The organism is Acinetobacter sp. CFCC 11171 (genome assembly GCF_003268405.1).
GTDB classification, from domain to species: Bacteria; Pseudomonadota; Gammaproteobacteria; order Pseudomonadales; family Moraxellaceae; genus Acinetobacter; species Acinetobacter amyesii.
Window position 1 is genome coordinate 1 of record NZ_LQXP01000008.1, and the last position, 12,254, is coordinate 12,254.

Sequence of the window (12,254 nt, forward strand, 5' to 3'; positions counted from 1 at the left end):
TGGAATAACATCTCTTCATCACACTTCTTACATTCCAACATTACCCCTAACTTTTCTTTCCGTCCTTGCTCAGTGATAACCCAAGGACGGTTTTGCCATGGAGGATCATGGCGGACATGCTGTGTATGACCACAAGCTAAAATGGCATACCAATGATTTTCATCATCCAAGGCAAAATCAACAATGGCTTGCTGCATATTAAACACCTATCTAAATTAAAATGATGCTGAAAAGGGAAAAGAGTTCATGTTGAGCAATCACAACGGCTTGAATATCGAATTGCAAAATAGACTGTGAAATTTGGTTTATTTCTGGCGCACGCTTAGGCCGCGACAATTCTATTTTTCCCGCCATGTTTAGCTTTATACAGCGCTAGATCAGCACGTTGAATTGTATCTTCGTAGGTGCAATCTTCAGGCATGATGGTTGTCACTCCTATGCTCACGGTGACATGCGCGTTATCTATTGAAAACCGACTTAATTCTTTTCTGGAATGTTCATGAATCCGTTTGGCAAACTGGATGGCCTGCTCGCAGCCCGTGTTGGGCAAGGCGACCACAAACTCATCTCCACCTAAGCGGCAGGCGCAATCGGTCTTACGCAGCGTTAAACGAAGAATATCTGCGACTGCTCGGATTGCCTCATCACCAACATGATGACCTTTACTGTCGTTGATTTTTTTGAGGTTATCAAGATCGAACATCAAGATCGAGGTCTGTATGGAATGCCGTAGGTATGACTCATAATGTAATGCTAAGTCATGCTCTAATTTTCTTCGGTTGAAAAGACCGGTTAACTGATCCGTATGGCTGAGTTCCTTCAGCTTGATTTCCAAGTTGTGACGCGTTGAAATATTACTTGCGACCCAAAGTACAACGTCTTCTTCATCTACTGAAAAACTAAGGGCTTGGATGCGCACCTCAAACCAAATGGGCTCTTCAGGACCATAATCGGGCAGACCTTTTACATCCCTATTGCTCAGTTCATACTCTTCGATGAGTAGATTTCCTGACGCTAGAGCTTGGTCGATCAGTTGCATAAACAAGTTGGCTTTATCTGGCTTGATCACATCTGAAATATAGGTACCAACAAGACCGGAACCATCGTGGTAATAGCGATTATCGCGCCCACCAAAAACCGCAACGTATTTTCCACTACGCGATATGACAAAAGCAGGGTCTGGCAAAGCATCAAGAATGATAGCCATCTGCCCAATGTTAATCATTAATTAATTCTATTTCTTTATTTACAATAATTAACACAATAGCTAAAAAAATAAAAAGCACGTGTTTTTTCACCAAAAATAGTGATGAGTGAGATGTAGGTGTGATGAATATCTGTCTCAATTGTTTGGCATCTATTTACGCAGGCCTAACACCATAATGCTTTCACGGCTTATTTCCGTTATAGAGATAAGGCAGATGATAGAAATGTTTTGAATTATCGCCTGCATCACACGAATCCATACATACACATGCAAAATCAGAATAAACAAAAGAAAAATCTCGGCTATACTCGTTCATAAATTGATAATGAACAGAGCACTGAATAATGCGTGTACTTGTTGTGATGGATCCCATCGAAAATGTAAACCTAAAAAAAGATACCTCAATGGCGATGTTATGGGCAGCAGCACGTCGTGGACATGAGCTAGGCTATGCATTACAGCAAGATTTATATATCGATCAAGGCAAAGCCTTTGGTTTGATTTCACCGCTAAAAGTTTTTGAAAACTACAACCACTATTACGAACTCGGCGAAAAACAAAAAGAATCAATTGCTGCTTATGACGTGGTTTTGATGCGTAAAGATCCGCCGTTTGATATGAACTTTGTCTACACCACCTATATTTTGGAACAGGCTGAACGCGAAGGCGCATGGATTATTAACAAGCCACAAAGCCTACGTGACTGCAATGAAAAATTGTTCGCGACGCAATTCCCTGAACTTCAAGTACCGACCTTGGTGACTTCACAGCAAAGTCTGATTCGTGAATTTTTACAAGAACATGGCGATGTGATCGTGAAACCATTAGATGGCATGGGCGGTATGGGCATTTTCCGTTTATACCAAGATGGCGTAAACATTGGTTCAACCATTGAAATCCTGACCAATAACGGCACACAGCCGATTATGGCGCAGAGATACATCCCTGAAATTGTGGATGGCGACAAGCGCATCTTGATGATCAATGGCGAGCCCGTGCCGTATTGTTTGGCGCGTATTCCGCAAAATGGCGAAGTGCGTGGCAACTTGGCGGCAGGTGGTTTGGGCGAGGCGCGTCCATTGACCGAAAATGATAAAGCCATTGCAGCCAAAGTTGGGCCATTCCTTCGTGAAAAAGGGTTAGTGTTTGTCGGTCTGGATGTGATTGGTAATTACGTGACTGAAATTAATGTCACCAGTCCAACCTGCGTACGTGAAATTGATGCGCAATTTGGCACCTCGATTGCCGATGATTTATTCGATGTCCTTGAGGCAGGTTTAAAAGCTTAATTTTGCACTAGATTTAAAAGAGTCCTCCACGGGCTCTTTTTTTTGTCCTGCCCTCAGGGGAGGGGAGCTTAAAAAGCAAAAAAAATGTAAGTGAATGCAATTAAAGTGAAAAATTGTCTGATTTTTTTTCAATTCTCATAGATTAATAATAAAACTAGTTTAAACTTTTAAAATAGTAGAAAAAAACAATCATACGCCTGTTGAAAAAAAGTAAATTACCTTTCACGGTCATGCGTTTGTGATTACAATTGTTTGTTTAAAATCGAATATCATTAGCCTCTTTTTAGAATTGAAGAATTAGACAGTGACCGAAGTAACGCAAGTAAAGCCGAAACATGTCATGATGATGGCTGCCGGAACCGGTGGTCACGTCTTTCCAGCGCTCGCTGTTGCCAAAGAGTTGCAACAACAAGGCTGTGAAGTTTCTTGGCTCGCAACGCCAACAGGCATGGAAAATCGCCTGCTTAAAAATCATAATATTCCAATTTATCAAATCGATATCCAGGGCGTACGCGGCAATGGAGTCGTGCGTAAGCTGATGGCACCGTTTAAAATTCTCAAAGCCACTTTGAGTGCCATGCGTTATATGAAACAACTCAAAGTCGATGCTGTTGCAGGTTTTGGGGGGTATGTGGCTGGACCGGGTGGTTTGGCTGCTCGTGCATTGGGTATTCCGGTTATTATCCATGAACAAAATGCGGTGGCAGGTTTTACCAATACGCAATTATCGCGTGTGGCGAAAACGGTGTGTCAGGCATTTCCAAATACCTTTCCTGCACAAGATAAAATCGTGACCACAGGTAATCCTGTACGTAAAGAAATTACAGAAATTTTAAATCCGTCATGGCGTTACCAAGAGCGTGAAAAAGCTGGTTTGCCATTACGGGTTTTAATTGTAGGTGGCTCACTGGGCGCACGTGCCTTAAATGAATGTGTGCCGGCTGCTTTGCAGCAATTAGAACAGCCCCTCAGTGTATATCATCAGTGTGGTCAAAATAATGCTGAAAGCACATTGGCTCGTTATGCAAATGCACCTGAACATATGCAAGTTGACGTTCAGCCGTTTATTGAAGATATGGCAGCAGCCTATTCTGCAGCGGATTTGATTATCTGCCGTGCTGGTGCACTAACCGTCACTGAAATTGCGACAGCGGGTGTAGCAGCCGTCTTTGTTCCTCTGCCAAGTGCAGTGGATGACCATCAAACTGCAAATGCAGGGTTCTTGGCCAATATCAATGCTGCAAAAATTTGCCCACAAGCGGACATGACCGCAGAAAGTTTAACAGCGTTGTTGAAGCCGCTGATGAATCGCCAACGACTTATGGAAATGGCGGTTAAGGCTCGACAACAGGCACAACCCGATGCGACACAGCACGTGGTTGGTTTAATTCAAGATTTGTAAAATTCGAGTAATCTATGTCTCCATCAACGCCTGCCGATCAAGCGAAAAAGCTCATTAAAGTGCCAGAAATGCGCCGTATTAAACACATCCATTTTATTGGAATTGGTGGCGCGGGCATGTGCGGTATTGCCGAAGTATTGAAAAACCAAGGCTATAAAGTTTCAGGTTCAGATATTAAAGCGTCGAAAACCACGGCTCAGCTTGAAGAAAACGGCATTCAAGTTTTCATTGGTCATGCTGCTGAAAATATTCAAGGCGCCAATGTAATCGTGGTATCAACAGCTATTGATTCTGAAAACCCGGAAGTGAAAGCGGCGATTGAAACCCGTACACCTGTCGTGCGTCGTGCAGAAATGTTGGGTGAATTAATGCGTTACCGTCATGGTATTGCCGTTGCGGGGACGCATGGTAAAACCACGACAACCAGTCTTGTGACATGCATGTTGGCAGAAGAAAATCTGGACCCAACTTATGTCATTGGTGGTTTGTTAAATCGTACTGGTGTGAATGCTGCATTGGGTGCAAGTCGTTATATCGTGGCCGAAGCGGATGAATCAGATGCATCTTTCCTGCATTTACAGCCGATGGCAACGATTGTCACCAATATCGATGCTGACCATATGGATACCTATGGCGGTAGCTTTGATGTATTGAAAGATACCTTCGTACAATTCTTACAGCGTCTTCCATTTTACGGTTTAGCCGTGATGTGTGGTGATGATGCCAACATCCGTGAAATTATGCCGCGTATTGGTCGTCCTGTCGTGACTTATGGTTTCAATGAAGACAATGACATTCGTGCTGTTGATGTGGCTCAAGAAGGCATGCAATCACACTTTACCGTTTTGCGTAAAGACCGTGAGCCGTTACGTTTAACCATTAACTTGCCGGGTCTTCATAATATCTTAAATGCCTTGGCAGCGATTGGTATTGCAACGGATGAAGGTGTTTCTGATGCTGCGATTGCGCGTGCCTTAGAAAGCTTCAGTGGCGTAGGTCGTCGTTTCCAAGTACAAGGCGAATTTGAAGTTGAAGATGGCTTGGTGAAATTGGTCGATGACTATGGTCACCATCCAAAAGAAGTGGAAGCGACCATTAAAGCAGCACGGGCAAGTCATCCAGATCGTCGTTTGGTGATGATGTTCCAGCCACATCGTTTTAGTCGTACGCGTGACTGTTTTGATGACTTCGTCGATGTCTTGTCTCAAGTCGATCAACTGTTGTTATTAGAAGTTTATCCTGCAGGTGAAAAACCAATTGTAGGTGCGGATAGTCGTGCGTTGGCTCGAAGCATTCGTCTACGTGGTGAAGTTGAGCCGATTCTCATCGATCCAGTAGAAGGCAACTTACAAGCAGTAATGAAAAAAGTGTTACAAGCAAATGACTTGTTATTAACACAGGGCGCAGGTAATGTTGGAGCAATCTCAATCGAACTTGCTCAAAACAATCTCTATGTAAAATGATCACCGCTGGGTGATCCAAAGTTTGTTTAGACCGTAGATAAAAGTTTAAGGATATAAACGTGTCAAATGCTTCAAAATTCGGCAAAGTTGCCGTGTTATTAGGTGGGAAATCTGCCGAACGTGAGGTTTCTCTCGATAGTGGTAAAGCTGTACTTGAAGCATTGGTGCGTTCGGGTGTAAATGCCGAAGCATTCGATCCGCAGCAACGCAGTGTGACTGAGTTGGTGGCTTATGACCGTGCATTTATCGTACTTCATGGCCGTGGTGGTGAAGATGGTCAAATTCAGGGTACTTTGGAATGGTTAAACATTCCGTACACTGGAACGGGCGTTCAAGGCTCGGCGATTGGTATGGATAAAGTCAAAACTAAACAAGTTTGGCAAGGTTCAGAACTACCGACAGCACCTTATCGTATTGTCAGCAAAGACTCAGATTTACAAGAAATTGTAGATTCAATTGGTTTGCCATTTATCATCAAGCCCGTGCATGAAGGCTCAAGCATTGGTATGAGCAAAGTTGAAAAAATTGAAGACTTTGCAACAGCAATTGCAAAAGCGACCCAGCATGATGCAGTCGTGATGGCTGAAAAATGGATTACCGGACGTGAATTTACCATTGTGATTTTAAATGGTCAGGCTTTACCGGTGATTCGTTTAGAACCGCCTGCAGATGTGGCTTTTTACGATTATGAAGCGAAATATAACCGTAACGATGTGCAATATGGTATTCCATGTGGCTTGACTGAAGATGAAGAAAAGCGTCTACAAGCTTTATCTTTACGCGCTTTCCAAGCGGTAGGTGCGAGTGGTTGGGGCCGTATTGACGCGATGCAAGATGCAGAAGGAAACTTCTGGTTACTTGAGGTAAATACCGTGCCGGGTATGACCAGTCATTCTCTAGTGCCTAAAGCTGCTAATGCTATAGGCTATAGTTTTGATGATCTTTGTGTTGCAATTTTGGAACAAACCCTAACAGGTGCGGCACACTAAATTATGGCTCAACTTCCTGCGTCAATGCGCCGTAAACGTGCAGCAACGACATCGATACATGACAAACCACCGACACGTAAGGAAAAGCTTACCAATGTGGGTGGATGGCTGTTGTTGTTTATTGCATGTGTGGTCTTGATTGCTGGGATTTGGGGGCTATATAAAGTCATGACGGATGCACGTGTGGCTGAACTTGATGTGGTGGGTGTGCGGAGCGCCCAAGAAAAACAACAAGTCATATCATACGTTTCACCGATGATGACTGAAAACTATTTTACCTCTGATTTACGTGTCATTCGTGACCGTACTTTAGAAATCTCTTGGGTCGATCGCGTGGTGGTATCGCGTGCTTGGCCAAATGCAATTCGTGTACGGGTGATGCCGCGTCAAGCGATTGCACGTTGGGGAACTGGGCGATTGTTAAGCGACAGTGGTGATGTATTTGCCGAATTAACCCCGACCAATCATCAGAATTTACCGTTATTGCATGGGCCGACGAGTCAGTCCAAAATGATGATGCGTCGCTATAATGAAATTAATCAACTATTTATACCTGTTGGTATTCGTTTAAAAGAATTATATTTAACCGAACGAATGACTTGGTTTATGCAGTTTGATTCAGGCTTACGCGTAATTGTCGATCAGGATCAGACCATGAGTAAGTTGCAGCGTTTAAGTTATCTCGCACACAGTGACTTAAAACCTGTTTGGCCACGAATTTCTGCCATCGATTTGCGCTACCGAAATGGTTTAGCGATTCAATGGAAAAACTCTGTGCCAGCAAAGTCGGTAAATGGTCAGTTTGTTGTAACCAGTGATGACATAGGCATTGCGAATGCAGCGCCTGTAAAGCCATAATGATCGGCTTTATAAGTAGAGGCTTTAAGCCATAAATTAAACAAACATGTGAATGGTAGTAGTAAATAATGAATGAAGCTGTTCCCTCGGTTGTTGCGATTGACATTGGGACACACAAAGTTTCAGTTTTGATTGGTAAGGTACACGCGCCAGACAATATCCAAGTGGTAGGGATGGCGACCGCTCGTAACCGCGGCATGAATAAAGGGAAAATTGTCAGTCTCGATAAAGTTGTTACCGCAATTAAAAATGCAGTGCAGGAAGCGGAAGATATGGCGGAATGTCGTGTACATTCTGCGTGGATTTCCATTCCAAGTGCTGAACTAAAAAGTTTTTATGCCTCTGGTCGCACTCCAATTGAAAATAATGACCATGCGATTACCACCAATGAAGTGGTGCGTGCATTAGAACTGGCCAAAGCCAGTCATTTAACGTCTGACCATTATTTGGTGAGTGCTGTACCTTTAGGTTTTGAACTAGATGATGAACCTGAATGGGTGTTAAACCCGATTCGCATGTCAGCACGGAGTATGACAGGACATTATCATTTGATGATGTTGCCCATCAGCACCATGCAGAATTTGGATCGCGCATTAAAAGGTGCCAATATTGGTGTTGAACGCATGGTCATTTCATCATTAGCAACAGCTGAAGCCAGTTTGCTTAAAGATGAAAAAGAATATGGTGTGTGCTTGGTTGATATTGGTGCTGGTACGACCAACATTGCGGTGTATTTAGATGGTCGCTTGGCGATGACACACACCTTGCAACGTGGCGGTGAGCATGTAACACGTGATATTGCTGCTGTATTGCAAACCACAACAGAAGAAGCTGAACGCATTAAGCTGTTGTATGGTTGTGTTGATCTGAAAGTTGTTAAACCTGAAAGTATGATTCAGTTCCAAGGTATTGATGGTCCACAAACCATTAGCCGTATTGAACTGACCGAAATCATTATTGCGCGCTATGAAGAAATCTTTAATCAAGTGCGTAATGAGTTGGTCGATCATGGTGCGATTCATGGGTTATACCATGGTGTTGTACTCACAGGTGATGCCTGCCAAATTGAAGGGATGGTGACATTTGCGCGTCGGATGTTAGGTGTTTCTGCACATTTAGGTAACCCACCTATGCAAGTGTATGCTGATGATCAACAGCAAGCCGCTTTACGTCGTTCACAATACGCGACTGCCGCAGGTCTGTTAATTTTCAGTCAAAGTGAAACACAAGATACGATCGTTGAGCCAGAAGATACGGAAAAACTTTCAGTATTGAATCGGGTAAAACGTGCATGGTCGGGCTTCAATGACACCTTGAAGTCGATCTTTTAAGTTGAAATATTTGGGAATATTGTTGGGAAGTTGTACGGATTATTGCTTGTACTTGACAAGCTGGAACTTGGACAGCATTCTAAAAAACAATTTTTATTAAGATCAAGGCAGTATACGGGCTGAAGTGTCTGCCAATTATGGATTAGGAATTTTTTAGGCATGGCCTCATTTGAATTTTTAGAAGATGATCAAAGCGACAGCAACGGTCAAGCCCGTTTCACAGTATTCGGTGTAGGTGGTGCTGGCGGCAACGCTGTGCAACATATGTTGGAATCAGATATCGAAGGTGTAAAATTTGTTTGTGCCAATACAGACAAACAAGCACTCGACCGCATGAATGCACAATTTAAAATCCAACTCGGCGAGCAAAGTACGCGTGGTTTGGGTGCAGGTGCAAATCCACAAGTGGGTCAAACTGCTGCTGAAGAAAGCCGTGAGTTGATTCGCCAACACCTTGAAGGTACGGACATGGTGTTCGTGACTGCAGGTATGGGTGGTGGTACAGGTACCGGTGCTGCGCCAGTTGTTGCTGAAATTGCCAAAGAAATGGGTATCTTAACTGTAGGTGTGGTGACGACTCCGTTTAACTTTGAAGGTAAACGTCGTCAGCAATCTGCTGAGAAAGGTATTGAAGCACTTGAGCAACATGTTGATTCTCTGATTATTATTCCGAACCAACGTCTACTTAAAGTATTCCGCGATATTTCAATGAAAGATGCTTATAAAAAGGCAGACGATGTATTGTTAAATGCGGTACGTAGTATCTTTGATCTTGTCGTGCGTCCGGGTCATATCAACCTTGACTTCGCCGATTTGAAAACTGCCATGAGTACACGTGGTTATGCAATGATGGGTGCAGGTTCTGGTCGTGGTGAAAACCGTGCGCGTCAAGCTGCTGAACAAGCGATCCGTAGCCCATTGTTAGATAACGTGACCATCATGAATGCAAAAGGCATTTTGATTAACGTTACAGGTGGCGATGACGTAACCTTCGGTGAAATTGAAGAAATCACTGATGTGGTGAACCAAATTGTGGATCTTGATGAAGGTCAAGTGTTCTACGGTACGGTATTTGATCCAGATGCACGTGATGAAATTAGCGTAACGGTGATCGCAACGGGTTTAACTCGTAATTCTGCCGATTCTGCTGAGCCAGTGAAACGCCCTGTCTCACAAGCAACGCGTACAGTCGCTTCTGCACAAGTACCTGTAGATGAAGATGATGTGCCAGCGATTCAACGTCAGCACAATGAAGCAGCAGCTCCAGCTGCAGCAGCGGCGTCAGCATCCAATTCACGCCCTACGCCAATGAGTATTCAAGACTATTTGAAAAATCAGCAACGTAAATAACATAAATTCAATGACTTAAATGTCTATTGATTACAAAAGGTAGCTGATCAGCTACCTTTTTGTTTTTTATCAATGGCTAAATATGCTAACGTATAGCGGTTTTGTGAACTGATGATAGAAGACACATGTTGAAACAACGTACCCTGAAACGCATCGTGAAAGCGAGTGGCATCGGACTGCATAGTGGGCAAAAAGTGATGATAAACTTTGTACCACATCATGCCGATGGGGGGATTGTGTTTCGTCGTATCGACTTAAATCCACCGATTGATATTCCAGCCGATGCTATGCTGATTCAAGAAGCATTCATGTGTTCTAACTTAGTACAAGAAAATGCCAAGGTGGGCACAATTGAGCACATTATGAGTGCGATTGCTGGTTTAGGGATTGATAACCTGATCGTGGAAGTGTCGGCGTCTGAAGTGCCCATTATGGATGGGAGTGCCGGCCCGTTCATTTATTTGCTTATGCAAGGTGAACTACAAGAACAAAATGCACCTAAAAAATTCATAAAAATACGCAAACCTGTCGAAGCACTGATCGATGATAAACGTGCTGCCTTCCAACCCCATGACGGTTTCCAATTAAATTTTACGATTGATTTTGACCATCCTGCATTTAAGAAAGAATTTCAGTCGGCAACAATCGACTTTTCAACCGAAACATTTGTCTATGAAGTTAGTGAAGCGCGGACTTTTGGCTTTATGAAAGATTTAGATTACCTCAAAGCTAATAATTTGGCTTTAGGGGCGAGTCTCGAAAATGCCATTGGTGTAGATGACAATGGTGTGGTCAATGAAGAGGGCTTACGCTTCTCGGATGAGTTTGTTCGTCACAAAATATTAGATGCTGTGGGTGATTTATACTTGCTCGGTCATCAAATTATTGCGAAATATGATGCCTATAAGTCAGGTCATGCATTAAATAATCAGTTATTACGCAATGTCAAAAGTGATCCAGACAGCTATGAAATTGTAACATTTGATGACATTAAAGATTGCCCAATTAGTTATGTGAATGTGACATAAGTCATTGTCTTATAATAGTGATGTTATATTGTATCATTTGTAAGTGTTAAGTCTGTCACAATCTGAATATTCAAATTTGTCTGTTACAACTCGGTGGTTACTTTTTATTGCTTGCCAAACGCAGCATTGCTTGGCTAAGCTTAGGGTCGCTCACAAAGTCAGCAGCATTACGGAGTAAATCCTGAGTTTCTGTACTGAGGGTTCTTGAAATTTTTTCAGGGGAATGGGGCGTTGGAGACGGAGTTCTCAGACGAACTTGAATCTTGTGTAAATCCTTGAATTCGTATATTTGTGATAACTGTGCAATATATTGCTTTTGTAAATAGGCCAACTGACTTATCAGTGCCTGATTTTCACCAGTTAATATAAGTACACCGTTTATATAACAAACGACTTGCCATTGATCCGGTTGGGGTAATAGCGGTTGGACAATTTTCGTAAGCTTCTGCCATGCAGCAACTTGCGTTGAGAGAAACGAAAAGTTTCCTGTTTTTATGTGTTTTCTTGTTGGTTGAAAGACGTTGACAGGTTCTGACATACATATTTCCTACATGTTTATGTCTTAATCTTATGCGCTCCTTTTGGCTGATATCAAGGACGAAATCACACAAGGAACAAAAGAGAACAGTTTATAGAGGTTTTTTATGCATTTACGACGTATTTTATTGGCGTTTTCATTGGCTGCTTCGGCCGCTTCAGTCGCTTTTGCAGATTTAGTTGAATTAAATCAAGCAGATTCATCAGATCGTATTGAACAGTTAACTCGCACTTTGTCTCAAGGTGCTTACTCTGAAAGCAATGATATTGATATTCCAGCAGAAACAAAGTTGAATGTTAAAATTCGTGAAAAATCAATTGAACTCAACAATGCGACAATCGCAAAAAAATACGGTTCAAGCAATTCCTCTAAAAACTATTCAGCAAGTTCAAATAATCCATATTCATGGTTAATTGCCCACCCACTTCCAGACATGAAGCGTGTAAGTTCAAACTATGGTGGTCGTACCATGGGTGGCCGTGCAGAAAATCATTCAGGTTTAGATCTTTCTGCGGCTAGTGGCACACCTATTTATGCAACGGGTCCAGGCATTGTAACAAAGTCAGGTTGGGGCACAGGTTATGGTCAATATGTTGAAATTAACCATGGTAATGGTTACCTGACACGTTATGCACATGCATCACGCTTAATTGCACGTGTAGGCGACCGTGTTGCTGCGGGTGAGCATATTGCTAACGTTGGTTGTACTGGTCGTTGTACTGGCCCACATTTACATTACGAAGTAGTGAAAGATGGTCAACGTAAAAATCCATCAACGTATTTAGCGATGTTACCATAA

General features: G+C 42.8%; 12 protein-coding genes. 9 read left to right on the forward strand and 3 right to left on the reverse strand.

Going from position 1 to position 12,254, the window contains the following annotated elements; all coding sequences use genetic code 11:
- Both AVJ20_RS05500 and AVJ20_RS05505 read right to left on the reverse strand, forming a co-directional pair.
- On the reverse strand, nt 1-197 hold a 197-nt coding region (locus tag AVJ20_RS05500), incomplete at its 3' end, for a DUF3565 domain-containing protein (protein ID WP_111884457.1).
- A 125-nt stretch (nt 198-322) separates the two neighbouring features.
- Nucleotides 323-1,225, reverse strand: a complete 903-nt coding sequence (locus AVJ20_RS05505; RefSeq protein WP_111884458.1) for a GGDEF domain-containing protein — start codon at nt 1,223-1,225, stop codon at nt 323-325.
- A 326-nt stretch (nt 1,226-1,551) separates the two neighbouring features.
- On the opposite strand from AVJ20_RS05505, the gene gshB reads away from it, so the two are divergent.
- The 8 genes from gshB to lpxC all read left to right on the forward strand — a co-directional run bounded on the left by gshB (nt 1,552) and on the right by lpxC (nt 10,917).
- Nucleotides 1,552-2,496, forward strand: coding sequence for a glutathione synthase (gene gshB / locus AVJ20_RS05510; protein WP_111884459.1), 945 nt, complete (start codon nt 1,552-1,554; stop codon nt 2,494-2,496).
- A gap of 304 nt (nt 2,497-2,800) precedes the next feature.
- Entirely contained in the window at nt 2,801-3,898 is a 1,098-nt protein-coding gene (gene murG / locus AVJ20_RS05515) for an undecaprenyldiphospho-muramoylpentapeptide beta-N-acetylglucosaminyltransferase (protein WP_111884460.1), read from the forward strand.
- A 14-nt stretch (nt 3,899-3,912) separates the two neighbouring features.
- The gene (gene murC / locus AVJ20_RS05520) at nt 3,913-5,361 is read left to right on the forward strand and encodes a UDP-N-acetylmuramate--L-alanine ligase (RefSeq protein WP_078190576.1); all 1,449 of its coding nucleotides are present in this window, start codon (nt 3,913-3,915) and stop codon (nt 5,359-5,361) included.
- Nucleotides 5,362-5,420: 59 nt separating this feature from the next.
- Entirely contained in the window at nt 5,421-6,350 is a 930-nt protein-coding gene (locus AVJ20_RS05525; RefSeq protein WP_111884461.1) for a D-alanine--D-alanine ligase, read from the forward strand.
- A 3-nt stretch (nt 6,351-6,353) separates the two neighbouring features.
- Nucleotides 6,354-7,208 carry a cell division protein FtsQ/DivIB gene (locus AVJ20_RS05530; RefSeq protein WP_078193218.1) on the forward strand — a complete coding sequence of 285 codons (855 nt, stop codon included), beginning with the start codon at nt 6,354-6,356 and terminating at the stop codon, nt 7,206-7,208.
- A gap of 68 nt (nt 7,209-7,276) precedes the next feature.
- Nucleotides 7,277-8,539 carry a cell division protein FtsA gene (gene ftsA, locus AVJ20_RS05535; protein WP_111884462.1) on the forward strand — a complete coding sequence of 421 codons (1,263 nt, stop codon included), beginning with the start codon at nt 7,277-7,279 and terminating at the stop codon, nt 8,537-8,539.
- 159 nt (nt 8,540-8,698) lie between these two features.
- Complete coding sequence (gene ftsZ, locus AVJ20_RS05540; protein WP_111884463.1) at nt 8,699-9,889, forward strand: cell division protein FtsZ; 1,191 nt, start codon at nt 8,699-8,701, stop codon at nt 9,887-9,889.
- A gap of 125 nt (nt 9,890-10,014) precedes the next feature.
- The gene (lpxC, locus tag AVJ20_RS05545; protein ID WP_078193215.1) at nt 10,015-10,917 is read left to right on the forward strand and encodes a UDP-3-O-acyl-N-acetylglucosamine deacetylase; all 903 of its coding nucleotides are present in this window, start codon (nt 10,015-10,017) and stop codon (nt 10,915-10,917) included.
- Nucleotides 10,918-11,014: 97 nt separating this feature from the next.
- On the opposite strand, the gene AVJ20_RS05550 is transcribed toward lpxC, so the two are convergent.
- Nucleotides 11,015-11,455, reverse strand: a complete 441-nt coding sequence (locus tag AVJ20_RS05550; protein ID WP_111884464.1) for a DciA family protein — start codon at nt 11,453-11,455, stop codon at nt 11,015-11,017.
- Nucleotides 11,456-11,561: 106 nt separating this feature from the next.
- Between AVJ20_RS05550 and AVJ20_RS05555 the strand changes: the two genes are divergently transcribed.
- Nucleotides 11,562-12,254, forward strand: coding sequence for a M23 family metallopeptidase (locus AVJ20_RS05555; protein WP_111884465.1), 693 nt, complete (start codon nt 11,562-11,564; stop codon nt 12,252-12,254).

Bases quoted from the DNA above. Each gene is read 5' to 3' on its own strand.
- AVJ20_RS05505 (WP_111884458.1), bottom strand. From the start codon at position 1,225: ATGATTAACATTGGGCAGATGGCTATCATTCTTGATGCTTTGCCAGAC.
- gshB (WP_111884459.1), top strand. From the start codon at position 1,552: ATGCGTGTACTTGTTGTGATGGATCCCATCGAAAATGTAAACCTAAAA.
- murC (WP_078190576.1), top strand. From the start codon at position 3,913: ATGTCTCCATCAACGCCTGCCGATCAAGCGAAAAAGCTCATTAAAGTG.
- AVJ20_RS05530 (WP_078193218.1), top strand. From the start codon at position 6,354: ATGGCTCAACTTCCTGCGTCAATGCGCCGTAAACGTGCAGCAACGACA.
- ftsA (WP_111884462.1), top strand. From the start codon at position 7,277: ATGAATGAAGCTGTTCCCTCGGTTGTTGCGATTGACATTGGGACACAC.
- ftsZ (WP_111884463.1), top strand. From the start codon at position 8,699: ATGGCCTCATTTGAATTTTTAGAAGATGATCAAAGCGACAGCAACGGT.
- lpxC (WP_078193215.1), top strand. From the start codon at position 10,015: ATGTTGAAACAACGTACCCTGAAACGCATCGTGAAAGCGAGTGGCATC.
- AVJ20_RS05550 (WP_111884464.1), bottom strand. From the start codon at position 11,455: ATGTCAGAACCTGTCAACGTCTTTCAACCAACAAGAAAACACATAAAA.
- AVJ20_RS05555 (WP_111884465.1), top strand. From the start codon at position 11,562: ATGCATTTACGACGTATTTTATTGGCGTTTTCATTGGCTGCTTCGGCC.